This is a genomic window from Parvimonas oralis, assembly GCF_047608425.1.
In the GTDB taxonomy this organism is placed as follows: domain Bacteria; phylum Bacillota; class Clostridia; order Tissierellales; family Peptoniphilaceae; genus Parvimonas.
Genome location: NZ_JBLKRS010000001.1, coordinates 467857 through 489140, shown reverse-complemented (window position 1 = coordinate 489140; position 21284 = coordinate 467857). Strand labels below are relative to the sequence as shown.

Here is a 21284-nt window from a genome sequence, read left to right as displayed (position 1 = left end):
AATGAAAGGAACAACAGATTTTTTAAGAGCATTAGATGAAATTGAACGTGAAAAAGGAGTTTCTAAAGAAATAATTTTTGATTCTTTAGAAAAAGCACTTTTAAAAAGTTATGAAAAAAATTTTGGTGAATATGAAAATGTAAAAATAAATATAAATAGAACAACAGGTAAAGTCGAACTATTTGCTATTAAGAAGGTAGTTGAGGTAGTTGATGATAATATAACTGAAATTTCTTTGGATGATGCTAGATCCATTAGTACAAAATATTCACTTGGTGACGATGTTTCTATAAAATTGAAAACAATGGACTTTGGGAGAGTTGCTGCTCAAACCGCAAGAAATATTGTTATACAAAAGATTAAAGATGCTGAAAGAGAAGTAATATATAATGACTTTCAAGACAAAGAAAGAGAGCTTATATCAGGACAAATTCAAAGAATTGATAGAAACAATTTATTTATAAATTTAGGAAAACTTGAAGCTATTGTAACTCCTCCAGAACAAATAAAAACAGAAGTTTATCGTGTTGGTGAAAGATTAAAATTTTATGTTAAAGAGGTAAAGAATACTACTAAAGGAGCACAAGTATTACTTTCAAGATCTGATGTTAATTTTGTTCTAAGATTATTTGAATTGGAAGTTCCTGAAATTTTAGATGGAACTGTAGAGATTCAATCAATTGCAAGAGAACCTGGAAGTAGAACAAAAATTTCAGTTTTTTCTAAAAATGATGATGTAGATCCGGTAGGGGCTTGTGTTGGTTATAAAAGATCTAGGGTAAGTTCAATTATTAATGAGCTAAAAGGAGAAAAAATTGATATAATAGTTTACAGCAAAGATGTAAAAGAATATTTATCAAACTCACTTAGTCCGTCTGAAGTTGTTGCTGTATTTACTAATGAAAGTGAAAATAGAGCAAGAATAATTGTTCCTGATTCACAATTATCGTTGGCTATAGGTAAAGAAGGTCAAAATGCTAGACTTGCAGCTAAACTTACAAATTGGAGAATAGATATTAAAGGGTTAGAAAAGTATAAAGAAGATATAAAAAACGGATTGATAGAAGTCGGTTTTGATGGAGAACAAGATTTTATAGATAATGGTTTTAAGCTATAGGAGATTGTATGAAAACGAAAAAAATTCCTATGAGAAAATGTGTTGCTTGTGGAGAGCAAAAAGAAAAAAAAGAGTTAATACGAATTGTAAATAATAAAGAAGAAGGAGTTTTATTAGACATTTCAGGAAAGAAAAACGGAAGAGGTGCTTATATCTGTATTTCTAATAAATGTGTTGATAAAGCTAAGAAAAATAAAAGATTAAATGTTGCATTAGAATCAGAAATTAGTAAAGAATTTTATGAAGAATTGAAAGAATATGTAGATTCTATTAAATAGCAAAGGGGTGCTAGTATGAGTAAAGTTAGAGTACATGAACTTGCAAAAGGATTAAATCTTCAAAGCAAGGAATTAATAAATATAATAAACGGATTGGGAGTAGAAGTTAAGAGTCATATGTCTATTCTTGAAGGAAAAGATTTAGAAGTTGTAATTGGACATTTTAGAAAAATCGAATCTGAAAAGTCTAAAAAAGAAGAAAAAAAAGTAGTAAAATCAGATAATAAGGTTGACGAAAAGAAAAATAACGTGAATAAAGACAGAAAAGATAATTTCAATAAAGATAATAGAAATTTAAAAGAAGGTAATAATAGAGATAATAAACCTTTTAATAAAGACAAAAAAGAAGGTTTCAACAAAGATAATAAAGGATATAGTAAAGATAAAAAAGAAGGTTATAACAAAGATAAAAAACAAAATTTCAATAAAGATAACAGACCTTTTAATAGAGATAAAAAAGAAGGCTTTAACAAAGATAATAAAGGATATAGTAAAGATAAAAAAGAAGGTTATAACAAAGATAAAAAACAAAATTTCAATAAAGATAATAGACCTTTTAACAAAGATAAAAAAGATGGTTTTGGTAAAGATAGTAAGAATTTTACAAAGGATAAAAAAGATTTTGGAAGAAAGTTTGATGATAGAAATAGAGAATTTTTAGATGATGTTGTTGAAGTTGTTGATCCATCAATAGAAAAAAGGGATGCAAGAAAAACTCATCTTCAAGGTCAAGAAAAAAACAAAAAGAATAAGTCATTAAATGAACATAAAATGAGAGAAGACAGAAATCCAAATCTTATTTTAAAACCTGCAAAAAAGAAAAATAAAGCCAATCATAAAACTAAAAGTGATAGTGATTTAGAATTTGAAAACAAAATAGAAAATGTTGGAGAAATAAAAATTCCTGAAAGTATAACTGTAAAGGATTTTTCAGAACTTTTAGGAGTAAGTGGTTCCCAAGTAATTTCAAAATTGATTGCTCTTGGAATAATGGCAGGATTAAATCAAGAAATAGATTTTGACTGTGCAAGTTTAATTGCAGAAGAATTTGGAAAAACAGTAGTATTAGAAACTCCTGAAATTACAGATGAAAATGAAATTTTATCACTTGACTATGAAGATAAAAAAGAAGACTTGGTAACTAGACCACCTGTTGTAACTGTAATGGGTCATGTTGACCATGGTAAGACTTCTTTATTAGACTATATTAGAAAGTCTAAAGTTACAACTCAAGAAGCCGGAGGCATTACACAACATATAGGAGCTTATACTGTAAATATTAATAATAGTAAAATTGTATTTTTAGATACTCCTGGACACGAAGCATTTACAGCTATGCGTTCAAGAGGTGCAAAGGTTACAGATATATCAATTCTTGTAGTTGCAGCTGATGATGGTGTTATGCCACAAACTATTGAAGCTATTAATCACTCAAAGGCTGCAGGAGTTCCAATTATTGTAGCTATTAATAAAATAGATAAAGATGGAGCCAATCCTGAAAGAGTAAAGACTGAACTTGCTGATAATGGACTATTACCTGAAGATTGGGGTGGAGATGTAATTACGATGCCTGTATCAGCTAAAACGGGAGAAGGAATTGATGAACTATTAGAAATGGTTCTAATGGTTGCTGAAGTTGAAGAATTAAAAGCAAATCCAAATAGAATGGCTATTGGTACTGTAATAGAAGCTCAACTTGACAAGGGTAGAGGTCCTGTTGCTACAATTTTAGTACAAAAAGGTACTTTAAATTCAGGAGATATAGTTATTTCAGGAACATCTACCGGTAGAATTAGAGCTATGTTTGATGATAAAGGAAAGAAAATTAAAAAAGCTACACCTTCAATGCCTGCTGTTATTTTAGGACTTTCAGAAGTCCCTGAAGCTGGAAGCTTTATATATGCAGTTAAAGATGAAAAAACTGCAAGAGGATATGCTCAAAGAATTATAAATGTACAAAAAGAAAATATGATTGCTTCCGGAAATAAAGTTTCTCTAGATGATTTATTTGATAAAATTCAAGATGGTAATTTAAAAGAAATTAAAATTATTGTTAAAACAGATGTTAGAGGAACAATTGATGCAGTTAAGAATTCTTTAGAAAAATTAAGTAATGAAGAAGTTAAGGTTAATATAATCCATGGTGCAGTTGGAGGTATTAATGAATCTGATGTAATGCTTGCAGCAGCTAGTAATGCAATAATAATTGGATTTAATGTTAGACCTTCACAAGGTGCAATTGATTTATCAAGACATGAAAATGTTGATGTCAGAACATATAGAGTAATTTATGATGCAATTGAAGATATTAAATTAGCTGTAAAAGGTATGTTAGCTCCTACATTTGTTGAAGAAGTAATTGGAAGAGCAGAGGTTAGAGCAACATTTAAAGTTCCTGGAATTGGTACTGTAGCTGGAGTTTATGTTTTAAATGGGAAAATTACCAGAAATGCAAAAGTAAGACTTCTTAGAGATGGAATAATTTTACATGAGGGTGAAATTAGTTCATTGAAGAGATTTAAAGATGATGCTAAAGAGCTTTTAACCGGATATGAAGGTGGATTGGGAATTGCAAATTATAATGATTTGAAAGAAACTGATATAATTGAAGCCTATATTGATAAGGAAGTTGAAAGATAGAGGTTTTTTATGAATGAAAAAAGATTAGGAAGAATAGAATCTGAAATAAATAGAGTATTATCAGATGCTATTTATAATGGAATAAAAGATAACAGAATAAATCCATCAATAACAAATATAACTAAAGTTAGCGTAACAAATGATTTAGGCATTTGTTACGTTAACATAGGTATTTTTGGAGATGAAAAAACTAAAGAAAAAACTATGAAAGGTTTAGAAAGTGCAACCGGATATATGAAGAAAAAAATTTCAGAATCTTTAGATTTAAGACACACTCCAAAATTAATTTTTAAATTAGATGAATCTTTTGAAAAAGCAGCATTAATGAATGAATTAATCATAAAAGTTTCAAAAGAGGACAGAGAAAAGAGAGAATTATATGGTAATGTTGATGAAGAAGAACAATAGTCCGGAAGAGATTTTAAATATAATAAAATCATCTGAAAAAATTGGAGTTATTTCCCATAAAAATCCTGATGGAGACAATATAGGGTCTACAATATCAGTAATACTCGGTATTAGAGAAAATCTAAATAAAAATATATTTGGAATAAAGGTTGATAACTTTCCAAAAAATTTATTATTTCTAGACACTCTTGAAAATATAAAAGAAATTGAGGAGCTAGATTTAGATTTATTAATTTATGTAGATTGTGGAGAAATAGATAGACCCGGAGAAGTTGGTGAGCTTTTTAAAACAAGAGCAAAAAAAATTATAAATATAGATCATCATAAAACTAATGATTATTTTGGAGACTTAAATTATGTGTTTCCTAATATGAGTTCAACTTGTGAAATAGTTTATAATTTGTTTAAAGAATTTAATTTTAATATTTCAAAAGATGTAGCGAATGCTTTATTAGTAGGAATAAATACTGATACTTATAGATTTTTATACGAAACTTCAACAGCTTCTACATTAAGAGCTTGTGCAGACCTTTATGATTTAGGAGCGGATAAAGATTTTATTTATAAAAAACTTTATCAAAATAACAGTTTTGAAGTAGAAATGCTTAAGAATAAATTAATAAATAGAGCAAGATTATATTTTGATAATAAAGTTGCTGTAATCGGAATGTTTGAATCGGATTTTGAAGGTACAGATTTAACAATGGATATGCTTGATGATATAGTAAATTATTATAGAGATATAAATGGATTTGAAGTTTCTATACTATTTAAAGAATTAAAAGATAATCAATTTAAAGGTAGTGTAAGAAGTAAAGAATTTGTTGATGTATCTAAAGTATGTAAACATCTTAATGGTGGGGGACATACAAAAGCAGCTGGTTGTCTTATAGATGGTAATTTTGATTGTGTTGTTGATTTGTTTTTAGAAAAATTGAAAAGTGAGTATCCAAATGAATTTTAATGGTATATTAAATGTTTATAAGCCAAAAGGATTTACAAGTAGAGATGTAGTAAATGTTGTTAGAAAGTTATATAAAACTAAAAAGGTTGGACATGCCGGAACACTTGATCCTAATGCAACAGGGGTTTTACCTATTGCTATTGGCAATGCTACAAAGATTGTTGACTATATTCAAAGTATGGGGAAATGTTATATAGGAGAAATGACTTTAGGGATAGAGACTGATACTTTAGATATTTGGGGAGAAAGTCTAAATTCTAAGGAAATCTTTTTTGATAAGAATAAATTTTTTGAAGTTATAAAATGCTATAATAACAAAACAATTTTGCAAACACCACCAATGTATTCTGCTTTGAAAAAAGGTGGAAAAAGATTATATGAATATGCAAGGTTAGGAATTGAAGTAGAACGAGAGAAAAGAGAAGTTGAAATTGATTCGCTCATAATTCTTAATTTTTATGATAATAAAATACGTTTTGAAGTAAATTGTTCTAAAGGAACATATATTCGCTCATTGTTTAATGATATAGCGTTAGATACTGATAATTTTGCCTATATGAGTTCTCTATGTAGAAATAAATATGGAATTTTTAAAATTGAAAATGCTTTTTCTTTGGAAAGACTTAAAAAGTTTGATGAAAAACAATTATATAATTCATTGGTGAAAATAGAGGATGTACTTGAATATAAAAGAATAAATTTTGATAAAAAGTATTTTAAACATATTGTAAATGGACTTCGAAAAACATTCGATATTGAACAAGAAGGAATATTTAAAATATACTGTGATAATATTTTTATTGGTATTGGAGAGCTTATTCCACAAGTAAATGGGAAATTATTAAAAATGACAAATATATTCTATAAAGTTGATGATATCTAGTATTTCAAATTTTTAATTGAATAATATTATATAATAAATTGAAAAAATCTAGTGTTTAGTCACTAGATTTTTTAATATATAATTTCTAATAATTTTCTATTCAGTTTTGAAATTGGAAGTCCAACGATATTAAAATAGTCACCATTTATGTGTTTTATTAAAAGACTAGCACCATCTTGTATTCCATATCCACCAGCTTTATCATATGGATTTTCATTTTTAATATAAGATTCAATTGTTTCTTTTTGAATATCGTCTAAGTCATAAAATGATACATAACTTTTTTCACAAAATGTTGAGAAAGTATCATTAAAGTATATTGTAACTGAGGTTTGTACAATATGTTCTTTTCCGGATAAATACTCTAACATATATTTGGCTTCATCCAGATTGTTAGGTTTTCCAAATAAATATTTATCATCATAAACAATAGTATCAGCTGAAATGATTAGAGAATTACTATGTTTTTTACTTACGTCCTTACATTTTTCGAAAGATAGCATATCACATAATTCACTAAATTTTGATTTATTATCTTTAAATGTTTTACTTAAAAATTTTTGTTCTAATTTTCTTTCATCAATATTAGCAGGAATTACTTTGAATTCATTGTATATGAATTTTAAAAGCTCTTTTCTCCTTTGTGAGTTACTTGCTAAAATGATATCATAATTTCTCATAAAATCCTCCTAATATATATATATATATATATATTACAAAAATTATAACAAAAATAAAGAAACATCTCAATATTTTCAATATTGAAATGTTTCTTTAATCCAGTATTGCTCAACAATTAATAAAATAAAAATTATTTCTTAATAATTAAAATTTATATTAAATCAACTTTCCAGTTACTCCATACATTATCATGAAAAAACAGGATAAAGTAAAAGTTGTGAAAGTTAATAGTAATTTAACCATTTCTAAAGTATTTATATCTTGATTCTTATTTTTTCTCTTTTGCATAATTGTTTCCTCCAATCAAAAAATCACTTTTTAAGTTACTAATATTATATACTATAAAAAATAACTTGTCAAGATACTTTTGAGAAAAATTTTAAAAATATAAAAAATAAATTGCTTTTTAAGTTATTTTATTGTATAATTATTATAGAATAGTAGAGGTGATAGTATGACTACAGGTGAAAGATTAAAAGAGCTCAGACAAAAAGCAAATCTTACATTACAAGATGCGGGTGAACTAATAGGTACAAGTAAACAAAATTTATTTAAATATGAAAATGATATAATTACTAATATTCCAATTGATCGTTTAGTAAAGTTAGCTGAAATTTATAATTCAAGTCCAATAGAAATTTTGGGATGGAAACATTATTCAAATACACCTAATTCTACAAAGGCATCATTATATAATTATTTGCCTTATGGAGTATCAGCGGGAAGTCCAGATGGACCTAATTATGAGGTTGATTTTGAGAAAATTGAAATAAGTGATTCTGTTATGGGACCATACGCAAACGATGATAATATTTTAATAATGCATGTTAACGGGGAGAGTATGAATAAAATAATACCTAATGGAAGTTATATTGCTGTTAAGTTAAATTATCCTATTTACAACTTGGAAGATGAGGATATTGTTGTATTTTCTGATAATGGGGAGTATAGTTTAAAATTGTTTTTTAGAGATGGAGATGATATAATTTTTAGACCCGCTTCTACTTATCATTCATTTACAGATTTTAAATTTTCAAAAGACGATGAATTTAATATACTAGGTAAGGTTGTTATGTATTGTGTTAATTTATAGTTTTAAAAATAATATAAATGGTAAATACAAAAAGTGTAGATGTTTTATAAATTCATCTACACTTTTTTCTGTATATTATAAATATTAGAATAATATCTAAACTATGAGTTTTTAAATTTTTAGTATTACTATTGCTAACATAAAATATATTATTAAACTTGTTGCATCAACTATAGTCGTAATAAGGGGAGCAGCGGCACTCGCAGGATCCATTTTTAATTTTTTTGCAAGTAAAGGAAGAACTCCACCTGCTATGTTAGCAGAAACTAAAGATATCGTTATAGTTAGGCTAACTACTAAACTTATATTAAATGTTGTGTTTTTTGATCCAAATATAAATAACCTTATAAAATTAGTAATAAATAATATCGCCCCACAAAGCAAACCAACAAAAAGTTCTTTTCTCAAGACAATAAATATGTCGTTTATACTTAAGTCATCAACAGCTATACCTCTTATAACCATTGTTGAACTTTGTGCTCCTGCATTTCCTGCAGTGGACATTATAATTGGAATTGATGCAGATAAAATAGCTACTGCGCTTAGTTTATCTTCAAAATACTGTAAAATATATCCTGTGAAAGTAGCAGAAATCATTAAAATTAAAAGCCATGATATTCTGGATTTAACCATTTCTTTAGTTCCTGTTTTTAAGTATGAACCATCTGTTGGAATAATACCGCTCATTTTATGAATGTCTTCAGTTGCTTCTTCAGTCAAAATATCCAAAACATCATCAGCGGTAACAATCCCAATCAAGCAATGTTGATCATTCAACACACAAATAGTTGTTAAGTCATATTTGCTTAGTAATCGAGCTACTTCTTCTTGATCGGTATTGGTGTAAACATAGTGAATGTTTTTGTCCATTATTTCTGAAATAAGTTTATCATTTTTTGCAATAATTATATCTCTTAAGTTTACTACACCAACAAGAACTCTTTTTTTATCAATTACAAAACAAACATTTATCGTTTCAGCAATTTCAGCTTGTTTTTTTATTTTTATTATTGCCTCTTCAACAGTATCCTCTTCATGAAGTTCTACAAAATCCGTACTCATTACAGAACCGGCAGTGTTTTCTTCGTAACTTAAAAGGGTATTAATTTCTTTCCTGTGATCTGCAGGGACATTTTCTAAAATATATTTTATTACATTTGCAGGCATTTCTTCAAGAAAATCTATTATATCATCACTAAACATATTGTCGAGAATGTTTTTTACTTCCATAGATGACAATGCTGAAATTAATCTCTCTTGATGTTCGGAATCTAGATAGGTAAACAATTCTGCAGAAATATCTTTTGGTAAAATTTTAAATACAAATATTGCTTCATCTAGTTCTAACTCACTAAATATTTCACTTAAATCAACTATATTATATTCGTCGAATATTTCACGAATTAATAAAACTTTTTTGTCTTTAATTAATTCAGGAAGTAGGGAAGATAATTGTTCTTTACTGTATTCTAAAAAGTTATATTCCATATAGTCCACCTCCTAAAAATAATGAAGCTAAAGAAAAATATATTGTAAGAGAAATTGCATCACAAACAGTAGTCAAAATCGGTCCGCTCATTGAAGCAGGATCTTGTTTTAATGTACTAGCCAATAATGGCAGAATCCCTCCAATTAAATTAGCAATAGTGACAATTATATAAATTGTTGCTGAAATTAAAATAGCAATAGTCATTGAAATTTTTGGCATAAATATTAAAATTCTAAGAATATTTACGGCAAATAAAATAGCACCTAAAATCAAAGAATTTAAAAATTCAGTTTTAATAACATATTTAAAATCACCTATGTTTAAATTGTCAACAGCAATTCCTCTTACAACCATTGCACTTGATTGACTTCCGGCGTTTCCGGCAGTATCCATTAACATCGGAATAAAAATAACTAAAGATGGGATTTTTAAAGTTAAATCACTATTTTTTGATAAAATTAGTCCAGAAACAGTTGCTGATATCATTAAAATTAAAAGCCAAGTTATTCTACTTTTAACCATTTCAATAATTGACATATTTATGTAAGAGCCTTCTATTGGAGTGATACCTCCCATCTTTTGTAAGTCTTCTGTAACTTCATCTTGAATAATGTCATATACATCATCAATTGTAATAATTCCAATAAGTCTATGTTGATCATTTACAACAGGCAAAACTAACAGGTCATATTTAGTAAAAATTTTAGCGACTTCTTCTTGGTCTTCATCACATTCTACTGATATGACATCTGTTTCCATTATATCAGAAATCAAAGTATTAGCAGAAGCTAATAATATACTTTTCATTGAAACAAAGCCTAAAAGTATATGTTGATCATTAGTTATATAACAATAAGAAATTGTTTCTGCAAGCCTTTCCTTATCTTTAATCATTTTTAAAGCTTCATCTGCTGTAATTTCCGGATCTAATTCAACATAATCAGTACTCATTACAGACCCAGCACTGTTTTCTTTAAAGTTTAAAATCATATTAATTTCACTACGTCTTTGATTAGATGCAGAATTTAAAACTCTTTTTACTATATTAGCAGGTAATTCTTCTAAAAACTCACTAATATCATCTGTAAACATATAATCTAACATAACTTTTATTTCGTGATCTTGTAAGCCATTTATTACTTGTTGTTTCATATTTTGAGGAAGATAGGCAAAAATTTCAGCAGTTTTTTCTTTTTTTATAACTTTAAACATAAATAGGATGTCTTTAATTTCAAAATATTCTTCAAATATATTTGCAAGGGTTACTTCATTTGTATCATAAATTATATCTCTTAAATGAAAAATATTTTTTTCTTCTAAAGAAGTTTTTAACTCATTAGCAATAATTTTGCTTTTTTCTAAAGAATTTTCTCTTAAGTCCATATATCTCCTCCTATTATAATATTTTAGTAAATTATATCTTAGTACATTATATCATATTTTTCCTTTTATAAAAAATTATTTTTAATTTAAAAATATTTTATTTACAAAAAAGTTTGAATTTTTATAATATTTTACAAAAAAGTTTTTTAATAAAATGTTGAAAATTTAATCTTTTTATGGTATAATTCAGTATGAATATATTTGTTTGAATATTATTTTTTATTTCATATATATTATAAGTAAAAAAATATTAAGATTAGGGTTGGAAAATGAGAATAATATCTGGTAAAAAGAGGGGATTGAAATTATTATCACCTGTAGATTATAGTGTTAGACCAACTACAGACAAAATTAAGGAATCTATTTTTAATATTCTGTTTGAAATAGATTATAATTCTATTGTTTTAGATTTGTTTTGTGGAAGTGGAGCAATTGGTATTGAATTTTTAAGTAGAGGAGCTAAAAAAGTATATTTTTGTGATTTTTCAGAAGATAGTTTGAAAACCACAAAAAAAAACCTTGAAAATTCTGAATTCTTAGATAAATCAATAATCATAAATAAGGATTATATGGATTGTTTGAACTATTTTTATAATAATGGTTTGAAATTTGATTATATATTTTTGGACCCGCCTTATAAATATGAGTATATAAAAAAGGCTTTGGATTTTATTTGGAATAATAATATTTTAAAAGAAGATGGAATAATTATTATAGAAACGGATAAAGATATTTCTATAGAAAATTTTGAAATAATAAAAGAAAAGAAATATTCAAAAATTAAAGTGATTTTTTTAGGAAGGAAAAAATAATTATGAAGGTGATTTTTCCGGGAAGCTTTGATCCTTTAACAAATGGACATAAGAATATTATTTTAAAAGCATTAGATATTTTCGGTTATGTAGATATTGTAATTTTAAATAATTTCAATAAAAAAGCTCTTTTTTCTCTTGAAGAAAGAAAAAATATTATTTCAGATATATTTAAAAAATATAAAAATATTGACGTACATATTCATTATGGATTATTATGTGATTATATTAGTAATAATAATGTCAGTGTTTTGGTAAGAGGGGTTAGAAATACTTTAGACTTTGAATCTGAAAAGATAAATGCTAAAGTTAATAAGGAACTTTGTGGTGTGGAAACAATTTTGTTTTTCTCTGATAAATTAGATGAACATATAAGTTCAACTGTTGTTAAGGATGTGTATTTTAATGGTGGCAATATCGAATTATATGTAGACAAAGTTGTTTTAGATATATTAGGTGAAAAATTTAGGAGGAATGAGTAATGGAAATTTTAGAATTAATTGATCGTATTGAAGACTTAGTAGAAGAAAGTTCAAGTTTACCTTTTTCAAAGAAAGTTATGGTAGATTCTGAAGCTTTATTTTTTATATTGAAAGAAATGAGAGAAAATATTCCAGAAGAAATTAAACAAGCAGAATGGATTCACGAAGAAAAAGATAGAATTTTAAATGATGCAACTAAAGATGCAAATCAAATTTTAGAACAAGCAAATAAAGAAGCTTCTAAAATTAAAGCTGATGCTGAAGCAAGATATCAAAAGATGATTAATGAAAATGATGTTGTTGTTGCTGCTGAAAGTAAAGCAAATGAAATATTATTGAAAGCTGAACAAAACGCTAAAACTATAAAAATGCAAACTAATACTTATGTAGATGATGTTTTATCTAAAACTCAAGAAAAATTGAGAGATTTAATTACTGTTTTGGATAATAACAGAAGTGAGTTAAGGAAATAATTGGAGAAAGAATGAATAAAGTTACTGAAAATTTGATTTTAGATATTGATGATATTCGGAATTTATTTGGAAATTTAGATTCTAATATAGATTTTATTTCTAAAAAATTTGATGTATCTATAAAAAATAGTGAGGAAGGTTTATCTATTACAGGAGATGAAAAAATGGTTTTATTATGTGTTAAGACTATTGAGTTTTTAGTTAAAGATAATCCTTCCGAAAATTTAGATAAGCAAAAAATTTCTTATATAATTGAAAAAGTAAAATCTGAAAATAAAGAGATATTAAATGATTGGTTAGATTATGTTATTTGTTTGAATGCAAAATTAAAACCTATAAAGCCAAAAACCTTAGGACAAAGAAAATATATCTCTGCAATTGAAGATAATATAATTACTTTCGGTATTGGTCCTGCAGGAACAGGAAAAACTTTTTTAGCTATTGCAATGGCTGCTAAAGCATTAAAAAACAATACTGTTTCAAAAATAATATTAACAAGACCCGCTGTTGAAGCAGGTGAAAATTTAGGATTTTTACCAGGAGATCTACAAGAAAAAATAGATCCGTATTTAAGACCTTTATATGATTCATTATATAATATATTAGGTTATGATAATTTCCTTAGACTAAAAGAAAAAGGTATTATTGAAGTTGCACCTTTAGCATATATGAGAGGGAGAACTTTAGATGATGCTTTTATAATTCTTGATGAAGCTCAAAATGCAACCAATGAACAAATGAAGATGTTTTTAACAAGAATAGGTTTTGAGTCTAAAGCTGTTATAACTGGAGATATTACTCAAATTGACTTAGGTAGAAGAAAAATTTCAGGTCTTGTTTCAGTAAGTAAAATTTTAAATAATATTAAGGGAATTAATTTTAATTATTTTGATAGTTCTGATGTTGTAAGGCATAGTATAGTAATGAAAATAATAGATGCCTATACAAAATATGAAGATAGCTTAGCGGAGAAAAAATAATGAATGTTCTTTTTGATGATAGGCAAGATGCATTCATAGTTACAGATAATCTTAAAGAAAAAATTATAGAATGTATCGAAACAGCTCTAAAAGTTGAAAATAAAATGATAGATAATATTGAGGTATCAGTTTCTTTTGTTACAAATGAAGAAATAAAGAGTATAAATTCTGAATTTAGAAATATTGATAGGGAAACGGATGTGCTTTCTTTTCCGATGGAGTTTGAATTTTCAGAAGAAGGTATGCCTTTTATTCTAGGAGATATTATAATTTCTACAGAAAAATCAATTGAACAGGCCCAAGAGTTTGGACATAGTATTGAAAGAGAAATTTTATATTTAGTTTGTCATTCTGTATTTCACTTATTAGGATATGATCATATTGATGAGTCTGAAAAAATAATTATGAGAAATAAGGAAAAAGAAACTATGAAATTAATGGAAGTTTTTAAAAATGAAAAAAAATTCTAGTTTTATGGAAAGTTTTTTTTGTGCCTTTAAAGGTATAATATACATTTTCAAAACAGAGAGAAATTTTAGATTTCATATAATGTTTTCTGTGTTAGTATTGTTCTGTTCTTTAATTTTTAATTTATCTTATGTAGAATTATCTGTAATATTAATTATGATAGCAGTTGTTTTGACTTTAGAAATTATTAATACTATCATTGAAAATATTATGGATTTTTTATGTAAAGACTATAATTTAAATATAAAAATTATTAAAGACATGGCATCGGGTGCAGTTTTAGTTTCAGCTTTTATATCTATAATAGTTGGACTTTTAATATTTATTCCTAAAATATTAGTTATAGTTGGTGGTTAAATGAATATTTATGAAAAAATGATTAAATGTGCTTTAGATAGCCAAAAAAGAGCATATACACCATATTCTAAATTTAATGTAGGAGCGGCTGTATTAACAGAATCAGGTAAAATATATGGTGGTTGTAATATTGAAAATGCTTCATATACTCCTACAATTTGTGCAGAACGCGTGGCTATATTCAAAGCAATATATGATGGAGAAAAAAAGATAAAAAAAATCGCAGTTGTCGGTAAAGAAAATTCTTTGACATTTCCTTGTGGGGTTTGTAGACAGGTAATTAGAGAATTTTGCACTATTGATTGTGAAATAATTGTAATAAAAAACGAACAAGAATATAAGATAATAAAATTTTCTGAGTTATTACCTTATAGTTTTGGTCCAGAGGATTTATAATATGAATGATATAAAATCGGGATTTGTAAGTTTGGTTGGAAGGTCTAATGTCGGTAAGTCAACTTTGTTAAATAGGATTATTGGAGAAAAAATTTCAATTATTTCTAACAAGCCACAAACGACGAGATCAAATTTAAAATTAATATATAATTCATTGGATTCTCAAATAGTATTTTTAGATACTCCCGGAATACAAAATCCCAAAAATAAATTAGGAGAATTTATGCTAAAAGAAGCACGAAATTCTCTAAAAGATGTTGATTTAATTTTATACATGGTGGATGTTAATTTTGAAATTGGAGAATTGGATAAATTAATAATTGATATGTTAAAGAAGATAAATCTTCCAAAACTTTGCATTATAAATAAAATAGATACTTTGGATTCAGAGGAGATATGTAAACTTGTTTCAAAATATAAAGATATGAAATTATTTGAAAAAATTATCCCTATATCCGCTTCAGAAGGAACAAATGTATATAATTTAATAGATTGTATAAAATCTTATTTGCCTTATGGACCTAAATACTACTCAGATGATATGATAACAGATCAAACTGAAAGAGAAATAGTTGGAGAAATAATTAGAGAGAAAACTCTTACTTTCTTAAGAGATGAAATACCACATGGAATTAATGTATTAATTGAAAAATTTTCAATAAGAAAAAACAAACCAATAATTGATATAGACGCAATTATTTGTGTTGAAAAAAAATCACATAAAGGTATGGTAATTGGGAAAAATGGAGATATGATTTTAAAGATTGGAAAATCTGCAAGATTAGATATAGAAAAGTTTTTAGATTCAAAAGTCAATTTAAAATTATTTGTTAAGATAGATGATGACTGGAGAAATAAATCATTTAAGGTGAAAGAGTTTGGATATTTTAGAAAATAATATTTATAATAACATAAATGGATATATTATTTCAGAAAGCACATATTTGAATAAAGGAAAAATATTCAAAGTTTATACTGATGAGTTTGGACTTATTTCAATTTATAGTAAAAGTATTGAAATGTATTTATCTATGTACTCTAATTATAATTTTAAATTAAATTATCGAAATGAATTTTTTTATTGTAATGAATATGAACTTGTAGATTTTATTTCTTTTGAATCAAAAGAACATATTTTGTTTTTGAATATTCTCTCAGAAATAATTTTAAAAACAAGTGTGCAAGAGCTTAAAAATTTAGAGATTTATAATTTAATAAAAGAAGTATTGAGTATTAAAAAAACTGATTATAAAATGTTATTAACTTATTTTATAATTAAATATTTACTTTTTAACGGTTATCATCTACTATTTGATAATGATAAAAATGCGAAAGCTTTTAATTTTGATATATATGAATTAGTTATAAATTCAAGCTTAAAATTAAATTCTAAATACAATTATGTATTGGATAAATATGAATTTGATTTTATTTACTTATTATACAATTTAGATTGTTTTGAAAAATCTGAATTAAACAATATTAAATATGATTTTTCAAGAGTTCTTGGAATAATGATAAATGCACTCTGTTTGAATTTTAACATATACAAATTAAACAGTTTTAACTTAAGGTGATGAAAAATGTCTTATATAAAAAAAGAGAAAATAGAGGAAATAAAGGAAAAAGCGGACATTATTTCTGTTGTTAGTGACTATTTATCTGTGAAAAAAAGCGGAAGATATTATATGGAAAATTGTCCTTTCCATAGTGAAAAAACTCCTTCTTTTTTTCTTTATCCTGAAACTAATACTTTCCATTGTTTTGGATGTGGTAAACATGGAGATAGCATTTCATTTGTTATGGAATTGGAATCTTTGGATTATGTTAGTGCTTTAAAAAAATTAGCTGAAAAATTTGGAATAGAATTAGAGTATGACAACTCTTTTGATTATATAGATAAAAAAAATCTTGATAAATATTATGAAATGAATGAATTTGTCGCAAGGTTTTATTATAAAAAGATGATGGAAAATTCTGTTCCTAAACAGTATTTACTAAAAAGAGGTATTAATCAAAAATCAATTAATCTTTTTTTTATTGGTTATGCTGATGAAAATTGGAAAGCTCTTTATAATGAGTTAAAATTTAAAAAAATGGATATTGAAATTGCAGAAGAGCTTGGACTTATAATCAAAACTAAGACTGGCGATTATGTTGATAGGTTTAGAAATAGGATTATGTTTCCTATTTTAAATAAAAATAAAAAAGTAATAGGTTTTGGAGGAAGAACTATTGTTGATGATAGTGCGAAATATTTAAATTCTCCTGAAAGTGTAATTTTTAAAAAGGGTGATAATATTTATGCTCTTGATAAAATAATAGAAAATAATATAAGAGATAAAGTTTTAATTGTTGAAGGATATATGGATGTTATATCTTTGTATCAAAATGGAATTAATTATGTTGTTGCAGGGCTGGGAACTGCATTTACTGAAAACCAGGCAAGACTTATAAAAAGATATTTCAGAAACAATGTTTATTTATGTTATGATGGTGATAATGCAGGAATAAGTGCAACAAATAAAACAAGTTCTGTTTTTAATGAAATTTCTGTTAAACCTAATATTATAATGCTTCCTGATAAATTGGATCCTGATGATTATATAAAAAAATATGGATTGAATGACTTTAATAAACTTTTAGAGTCACCATATGATATTAATGGTTTTAACTATGAAATTTTGAAAAAAAGCAAAAAAAATAGTAATTCTATTACTGATAATACAATTTTTTATGAAAGTATTTTAGACTTTTTAACAAAAATAGATACTAATATACTGAGAGATTTGTATATAAATAAAATATCTAGTGAGTTTGGAATAGATAAAAATTCGTTAAAAGAAGATTTTCTAAATTTTGATAAAAAAGATAAAATAATTGAAAAAAAAGAAAAAGAAATTGAAATGGATTATAAATCGGAAAATTTATTATTAAATTCTGACAAAAAAGTTTTAATAATGGGTATTATACTATTGATGAGATGTGAAAATAATGTAGTAGATATAAGTAATAAATTAGAAGATTTATGTAAAACTTCTAATTTATATGATATTTTTTGGTATGTCAAAAATAATGTAAAGAATAATACGATAACTGTTCCATCAGCTCTAATTGAGAAATTTAAGAATAATGTTGATAATTTAAAAATAGTAGAATATATTGTTAAATGTTATAATGAGCAAATTAAATTATCAACTTTAGATTATATTAAGTTACTTGATATAACTATTTTAAATTATGAAATTAGAAAAACAACTAGAAATATTGAAAAATTAAGGCAAATGGATAAAAATAATGAAGCAGTAATTTCTAATTTAAATTTTAATGTTGAAAAGTTAATGGAATTAAACAGAAATCTTAAAAATATTGAGAAAGGGGTTCATCATGAATAATAAATTAAATGATATTGAATATGATGAAGTAAAAATTCTAATAGTAGAGGAACTTACTAAATACGCTAATGAACATAATGGTTTTGTTAATAATAAGTATCTTGAATCGTTAGATTTATTTAATTTTATTGATATTGATGATATTGAAGAAATAAAATCTAAGTTAGCTGAAAATCAGGTAGAGTTTATCGATGAAATTGAAAATTTAGAAGATATTGAAATTACTGATGATTTAATAGACCTAGAGGATGAAAAAGAAGATTCTGAAGATGAAGAAATAAAATTAGAAGATTTTTCTGATTTAAAAGGTTTTAATATAGATGATCCCGTTAAGATGTATTTAAAAGAAATTGGGAAAATACCATTACTTAGTGCTGACGAAGAAAGAATTTTAGCGGAAAATATGGAAACCGGAGATATTGAAGCTAAGAAAAAATTAGCTGAAACAAATTTAAGACTTGTAGTTAGTATTGCAAAAAGATATGTCGGTAGAGGAATGCAATTTCTTGACTTAATACAAGAAGGAAATATGGGCCTTATGAAAGCAGTTGAAAAATTTGATTTTAGAAGAGGTTTTAAGTTTAGTACTTATGCTACTTGGTGGATAAGACAAGCAATTACAAGATCCATAGCTGATCAAGCTAGAACAATAAGAATTCCCGTTCATATGGTTGAAACTATAAATAAATTAGTTAGAATTGAAAGACAATTAGTTCAAGAACTAGGAAGAGAACCGACTAATGAAGAAATATCAGAACATATGGGAATTGAAGTTGATAAAGTAAATGAAATTAGAAAAATTGCTCAAGAACCTGTTAGTTTAGAAACTCCTATTGGTGAAGAAGATGATAGTCATTTAGGAGATTTTATTGAAGATGAGACAGCAATCGCTCCTGATGAAGCAGCTAATTTTTCAATGTTAAAAGAGCAATTAAACCAAGTTTTAAGTACACTTTCCGATAGAGAGAAAAAAGTTTTAGAACTTAGATTTGGTCTTAATGATGGTACACCTAGAACTTTGGAAGAAGTTGGTAAAGAATTTGAGGTTACTAGAGAAAGAATAAGACAAATAGAAGCCAAAGCGCTTAGAAAATTAAAGCATCCTAGTAGAAGTCAAAAACTAAAAGATTTCTTGGAATAAAGATATGGTTAGTTTAAGATTAAAGAAGATTTGCAATTTAGTTGATATAAATTCCATTGTGGCAGATATAGGGACAGATCATGGTATAATTCCTATAGAATTATCAAAAAGTTGTATATCAAAAAAAATTATTGCAACTGATATTAGTAAAAATTCTTTGGAGAAATTAGAGCATAAACTAATATACAACAGTAACATAGTAAATATTGAAACCAGAGTATCTGATGGACTATACTGTTTTGATGAATTTGAAGTTGATACTATAATTATTTCAGGTATGGGTGGTATACTAATTAAAGAAATTTTAGAAAAAAATTTGTCTGTTGCAAAGACAGCAAACAGTTTAATTCTATCACCAAATAATTCATTGGATATTTTAAGAAAGTTTTTATTGCAAAATAATTTTGTTATTGAAAAAGAAGATGATGTAATAGAAAATAAAAAATATTATCAAATTTTGAAAGTAAAAAGAGGCAAAGACTTTTATAGAAATGGTTATGAATTCCTATATGGTAAGTTGCTTATAAAAAACAAATCTGAAAATTTAAGAATATTTTTAGAAAATGAATTAAAAAAGTATGAGAATATTTTAGATAAAATAAATTTAGCAAGCAAAAGTAACGAAAGAATTTTAGAAATAACTAATTTAATCAATGAAATTAGAGGTATTTTAAATGAATTTTAAAGTAAGTGATTTAGTAGAATTATTAAATACTGAATATTCATTCTATTTGCAAGAAGATTGGGACAATTCAGGTTTTCAGATTGGAAATTACGAAGATGAAGTTGGAGGAATTTTATTAGCACTTGATTTAACAGTTGATTCTATAAATTATGCAATACAAAATAATATTAATTGTATTTTGACACATCATCCTTTATTTTTTGAAAAAATTCAAAATTTGCAAGTCAATTCTGACTTATATAAAAAGCTTGAACTGTTGATGCAAAATAATGTTAATGTAATTTCTATACATACACCATTAGATATTCATCCAAATGGGGTTAATAAATTTTTGGCTGATAAATGTTTTTTAAGTAATAAGGAAGTTTTCATTGATTATAAAGAAGGATATGGTTACGGAATAATTGGAAGTATTGAAAATGATACATTTAAAAACTATCTTGCAAAGTTAAAAAATAGTTTTAAATTTCCAATGTTATATTATGGGAATACTGATAATATCATTTCAAAAATTGCTGTTTTGGGCGGTTCAGGTGCATTTTCTATAAAGAATGCAATTTCTAAGAAAGCTGATTTATTAATCAGTTCAGATTTTAAGTATCATGATATTCAATTAGCTTTAGAAAATAATTTAAAGATAATTGATTTAGGACATTATGAATCTGAAATTTTTGGTTTGTTATCTTTAAAAGAATTTTTTATAAATAAAAATATTGATTTAAAGATATTAATTTATGAAAATAACATTTTTAAAAGAAATATATTTTAATTTAATTAAGTAAGACAGACAATCGCGTGGATATTCCACGAGGAAAGTCCGTGCACCATAGAGCAGAATGCTGGATAACGTCCAGTGGGGGCGACCCTAAGGCTAGTGCAACAGAGATATACCGCCATTATAATGGTAAGGGTGGAAAGGTGAGGTAAGAGCTTACCAGCATATAGGAGACTATGTGGCTATGTAAACCCCATTCGGTGCAAGATCAAGATTGAACTTTTGTAGTTGCTCGCTACGTTCATAGGTAGATTGCTTGAACAAATTGGCAACAATTTGTCTAGATAGATGATTGTCAAATACAGAACACGGCTTATAGTTTTGCTTAATATATATAATTAAATATAAGGTATTACCTTATATTTTTTTACTTTTACATATAGG

Annotated in this window: 24 protein-coding genes and 1 other RNA gene; 21 read left to right on the top strand and 4 right to left on the bottom strand. The window is 25.9% G+C overall.

Annotation, left to right across the window (positions count from 1 at the left end; translation table 11 throughout):
• The first annotated feature begins 1 nt into the window (after position 1).
• From nusA to truB, 6 genes are read left to right on the top strand one after another with little or no spacing between them, the layout of a single operon-like run.
• On the top strand, positions 2 to 1117 hold the full coding sequence (gene nusA / locus ACMX2D_RS02425; RefSeq protein ID WP_414970714.1) for a transcription termination factor NusA: 1116 nt from the start codon (positions 2 to 4) through the stop codon (positions 1115 to 1117).
• 8 nt (positions 1118 to 1125) lie between these two features.
• Positions 1126 to 1395, top strand: coding sequence for an RNase P modulator RnpM (gene rnpM, locus ACMX2D_RS02420; RefSeq protein WP_414970715.1), 270 nt, complete (start codon positions 1126 to 1128; stop codon positions 1393 to 1395).
• A gap of 15 nt (positions 1396 to 1410) precedes the next feature.
• Positions 1411 to 4035, top strand: a complete 2625-nt coding sequence (gene infB / locus ACMX2D_RS02415; RefSeq protein ID WP_414972579.1) for a translation initiation factor IF-2 — start codon at positions 1411 to 1413, stop codon at positions 4033 to 4035.
• Positions 4036 to 4044: 9 nt separating this feature from the next.
• Entirely contained in the window at positions 4045 to 4443 is a 399-nt protein-coding gene (gene rbfA, locus ACMX2D_RS02410) for a 30S ribosome-binding factor RbfA (RefSeq protein WP_009448885.1), read from the top strand.
• The gene (locus ACMX2D_RS02405; protein ID WP_414972578.1) at positions 4415 to 5407 is read left to right on the top strand and encodes a DHH family phosphoesterase; all 993 of its coding nucleotides are present in this window, start codon (positions 4415 to 4417) and stop codon (positions 5405 to 5407) included. The genes rbfA and ACMX2D_RS02405 overlap by 29 nt, the downstream gene beginning before the upstream one ends.
• A complete protein-coding gene (gene truB, locus ACMX2D_RS02400; RefSeq protein WP_414972577.1) occupies positions 5397 to 6290 on the top strand; it encodes a tRNA pseudouridine(55) synthase TruB in 894 nt (297 codons plus the stop codon). Before ACMX2D_RS02405 ends, truB begins: the two co-directional genes overlap by 11 nt.
• A gap of 71 nt (positions 6291 to 6361) precedes the next feature.
• Here the strand turns inward: truB and ACMX2D_RS02395 are convergent, their stop codons facing one another.
• Together ACMX2D_RS02395 and ACMX2D_RS02390 are read right to left on the bottom strand one after the other, a co-directional pair.
• Positions 6362 to 6970: a Maf family protein gene (locus tag ACMX2D_RS02395; RefSeq protein ID WP_009448533.1), complete on the bottom strand. Its 609-nt coding sequence runs from the start codon at positions 6968 to 6970 to the stop codon at positions 6362 to 6364.
• Between the two features lie 157 nt (positions 6971 to 7127).
• On the bottom strand, positions 7128 to 7259 hold the full coding sequence (locus ACMX2D_RS02390) for a hypothetical protein (protein ID WP_009449143.1): 132 nt from the start codon (positions 7257 to 7259) through the stop codon (positions 7128 to 7130).
• 166 nt (positions 7260 to 7425) lie between these two features.
• Between ACMX2D_RS02390 and ACMX2D_RS02385 the strand changes: the two genes are divergently transcribed.
• Positions 7426 to 8064 carry an XRE family transcriptional regulator gene (locus ACMX2D_RS02385; protein ID WP_414972576.1) on the top strand — a complete coding sequence of 213 codons (639 nt, stop codon included), beginning with the start codon at positions 7426 to 7428 and terminating at the stop codon, positions 8062 to 8064.
• 111 nt (positions 8065 to 8175) lie between these two features.
• Here ACMX2D_RS02385 and mgtE (ACMX2D_RS02380) read toward each other — a convergent pair whose 3' ends face one another.
• Together mgtE (ACMX2D_RS02380) and mgtE (ACMX2D_RS02375) are read right to left on the bottom strand one after the other, a co-directional pair.
• On the bottom strand, positions 8176 to 9552 hold the full coding sequence (gene mgtE / locus ACMX2D_RS02380; protein ID WP_414972575.1) for a magnesium transporter: 1377 nt from the start codon (positions 9550 to 9552) through the stop codon (positions 8176 to 8178).
• Positions 9542 to 10936 (bottom strand): magnesium transporter, encoded by a 1395-nt coding sequence (mgtE, locus tag ACMX2D_RS02375; protein WP_414970721.1) that lies wholly within the window; start codon positions 10934 to 10936, stop codon positions 9542 to 9544. Before mgtE (ACMX2D_RS02375) ends, mgtE (ACMX2D_RS02380) begins: the two co-directional genes overlap by 11 nt.
• Positions 10937 to 11205: 269 nt before the next feature.
• Between mgtE (ACMX2D_RS02375) and rsmD the strand changes: the two genes are divergently transcribed.
• The 14 genes from rsmD (at position 11206) to rnpB (ending at position 21232) form a co-directional block, all read left to right on the top strand.
• Positions 11206 to 11748, top strand: coding sequence for a 16S rRNA (guanine(966)-N(2))-methyltransferase RsmD (gene rsmD / locus ACMX2D_RS02370; RefSeq protein WP_009448597.1), 543 nt, complete (start codon positions 11206 to 11208; stop codon positions 11746 to 11748).
• Positions 11749 to 11750: 2 nt separating this feature from the next.
• Positions 11751 to 12230 carry a pantetheine-phosphate adenylyltransferase gene (coaD, locus tag ACMX2D_RS02365; protein ID WP_414972574.1) on the top strand — a complete coding sequence of 160 codons (480 nt, stop codon included), beginning with the start codon at positions 11751 to 11753 and terminating at the stop codon, positions 12228 to 12230.
• Entirely contained in the window at positions 12230 to 12703 is a 474-nt protein-coding gene (locus tag ACMX2D_RS02360; protein ID WP_009449011.1) for a hypothetical protein, read from the top strand. The genes coaD and ACMX2D_RS02360 overlap by 1 nt, the downstream gene beginning before the upstream one ends.
• 11 nt (positions 12704 to 12714) lie before the next feature.
• Positions 12715 to 13683, top strand: a complete 969-nt coding sequence (locus ACMX2D_RS02355; RefSeq protein WP_009448950.1) for a PhoH family protein — start codon at positions 12715 to 12717, stop codon at positions 13681 to 13683.
• The gene (ybeY, locus tag ACMX2D_RS02350) at positions 13683 to 14153 is read left to right on the top strand and encodes an rRNA maturation RNase YbeY (RefSeq protein WP_414972573.1); all 471 of its coding nucleotides are present in this window, start codon (positions 13683 to 13685) and stop codon (positions 14151 to 14153) included. Before ACMX2D_RS02355 ends, ybeY begins: the two co-directional genes overlap by 1 nt.
• Positions 14137 to 14508, top strand: coding sequence for a diacylglycerol kinase family protein (locus ACMX2D_RS02345; protein WP_414972572.1), 372 nt, complete (start codon positions 14137 to 14139; stop codon positions 14506 to 14508). The genes ybeY and ACMX2D_RS02345 overlap by 17 nt, the downstream gene beginning before the upstream one ends.
• Complete coding sequence (cdd, locus tag ACMX2D_RS02340) at positions 14509 to 14904, top strand: cytidine deaminase (protein WP_414970725.1); 396 nt, start codon at positions 14509 to 14511, stop codon at positions 14902 to 14904.
• A 1-nt stretch (position 14905) separates the two neighbouring features.
• Positions 14906 to 15802, top strand: coding sequence for a GTPase Era (gene era / locus ACMX2D_RS02335; protein WP_414970726.1), 897 nt, complete (start codon positions 14906 to 14908; stop codon positions 15800 to 15802).
• The gene (locus ACMX2D_RS02330) at positions 15783 to 16481 is read left to right on the top strand and encodes a hypothetical protein (RefSeq protein WP_009448592.1); all 699 of its coding nucleotides are present in this window, start codon (positions 15783 to 15785) and stop codon (positions 16479 to 16481) included. The genes era and ACMX2D_RS02330 overlap by 20 nt, the downstream gene beginning before the upstream one ends.
• Before the next feature lie 6 nt (positions 16482 to 16487).
• The gene (gene dnaG / locus ACMX2D_RS02325) at positions 16488 to 18299 is read left to right on the top strand and encodes a DNA primase (protein WP_414972571.1); all 1812 of its coding nucleotides are present in this window, start codon (positions 16488 to 16490) and stop codon (positions 18297 to 18299) included.
• Complete coding sequence (rpoD, locus tag ACMX2D_RS02320) at positions 18292 to 19440, top strand: RNA polymerase sigma factor RpoD (RefSeq protein WP_009448821.1); 1149 nt, start codon at positions 18292 to 18294, stop codon at positions 19438 to 19440. The genes dnaG and rpoD overlap by 8 nt, the downstream gene beginning before the upstream one ends.
• Before the next feature lie 4 nt (positions 19441 to 19444).
• Positions 19445 to 20125 carry a tRNA (adenine(22)-N(1))-methyltransferase gene (locus ACMX2D_RS02315; protein ID WP_414972570.1) on the top strand — a complete coding sequence of 227 codons (681 nt, stop codon included), beginning with the start codon at positions 19445 to 19447 and terminating at the stop codon, positions 20123 to 20125.
• A complete protein-coding gene (locus ACMX2D_RS02310; RefSeq protein WP_414972569.1) occupies positions 20115 to 20894 on the top strand; it encodes a Nif3-like dinuclear metal center hexameric protein in 780 nt (259 codons plus the stop codon). The genes ACMX2D_RS02315 and ACMX2D_RS02310 overlap by 11 nt, the downstream gene beginning before the upstream one ends.
• Before the next feature lie 6 nt (positions 20895 to 20900).
• An RNA gene (gene rnpB, locus ACMX2D_RS02305) (RNase P RNA component class A) lies at positions 20901 to 21232 on the top strand.
• Positions 21233 to 21284: the final 52 nt, after the last annotated feature.

Bases quoted from the DNA above. Each gene is read 5' to 3' on its own strand.
- nusA (WP_414970714.1), top strand. From the start codon at position 2: ATGAAAGGAACAACAGATTTTTTAAGAGCATTAGATGAAATTGAACGT.
- coaD (WP_414972574.1), top strand. From the start codon at position 11,751: ATGAAGGTGATTTTTCCGGGAAGCTTTGATCCTTTAACAAATGGACAT.
- mgtE (WP_414972575.1), bottom strand. From the start codon at position 9,552: ATGGAATATAACTTTTTAGAATACAGTAAAGAACAATTATCTTCCCTA.
- rbfA (WP_009448885.1), top strand. From the start codon at position 4,045: ATGAATGAAAAAAGATTAGGAAGAATAGAATCTGAAATAAATAGAGTA.
- mgtE (WP_414970721.1), bottom strand. From the start codon at position 10,936: ATGGACTTAAGAGAAAATTCTTTAGAAAAAAGCAAAATTATTGCTAAT.
- ACMX2D_RS02405 (WP_414972578.1), top strand. From the start codon at position 4,415: ATGGTAATGTTGATGAAGAAGAACAATAGTCCGGAAGAGATTTTAAAT.
- ACMX2D_RS02390 (WP_009449143.1), bottom strand. From the start codon at position 7,259: ATGCAAAAGAGAAAAAATAAGAATCAAGATATAAATACTTTAGAAATG.
- ACMX2D_RS02345 (WP_414972572.1), top strand. From the start codon at position 14,137: ATGAAAAAAAATTCTAGTTTTATGGAAAGTTTTTTTTGTGCCTTTAAA.
- ACMX2D_RS02310 (WP_414972569.1), top strand. From the start codon at position 20,115: ATGAATTTTAAAGTAAGTGATTTAGTAGAATTATTAAATACTGAATAT.
- ACMX2D_RS02385 (WP_414972576.1), top strand. From the start codon at position 7,426: ATGACTACAGGTGAAAGATTAAAAGAGCTCAGACAAAAAGCAAATCTT.
- dnaG (WP_414972571.1), top strand. From the start codon at position 16,488: ATGTCTTATATAAAAAAAGAGAAAATAGAGGAAATAAAGGAAAAAGCG.
- rnpM (WP_414970715.1), top strand. From the start codon at position 1,126: ATGAAAACGAAAAAAATTCCTATGAGAAAATGTGTTGCTTGTGGAGAG.
- ACMX2D_RS02360 (WP_009449011.1), top strand. From the start codon at position 12,230: ATGGAAATTTTAGAATTAATTGATCGTATTGAAGACTTAGTAGAAGAA.
- truB (WP_414972577.1), top strand. From the start codon at position 5,397: ATGAATTTTAATGGTATATTAAATGTTTATAAGCCAAAAGGATTTACA.
- rsmD (WP_009448597.1), top strand. From the start codon at position 11,206: ATGAGAATAATATCTGGTAAAAAGAGGGGATTGAAATTATTATCACCT.
- era (WP_414970726.1), top strand. From the start codon at position 14,906: ATGAATGATATAAAATCGGGATTTGTAAGTTTGGTTGGAAGGTCTAAT.
- ybeY (WP_414972573.1), top strand. From the start codon at position 13,683: ATGAATGTTCTTTTTGATGATAGGCAAGATGCATTCATAGTTACAGAT.
- rpoD (WP_009448821.1), top strand. From the start codon at position 18,292: ATGAATAATAAATTAAATGATATTGAATATGATGAAGTAAAAATTCTA.
- ACMX2D_RS02395 (WP_009448533.1), bottom strand. From the start codon at position 6,970: ATGAGAAATTATGATATCATTTTAGCAAGTAACTCACAAAGGAGAAAA.
- ACMX2D_RS02355 (WP_009448950.1), top strand. From the start codon at position 12,715: ATGAATAAAGTTACTGAAAATTTGATTTTAGATATTGATGATATTCGG.
- infB (WP_414972579.1), top strand. From the start codon at position 1,411: ATGAGTAAAGTTAGAGTACATGAACTTGCAAAAGGATTAAATCTTCAA.
- ACMX2D_RS02315 (WP_414972570.1), top strand. From the start codon at position 19,445: ATGGTTAGTTTAAGATTAAAGAAGATTTGCAATTTAGTTGATATAAAT.
- cdd (WP_414970725.1), top strand. From the start codon at position 14,509: ATGAATATTTATGAAAAAATGATTAAATGTGCTTTAGATAGCCAAAAA.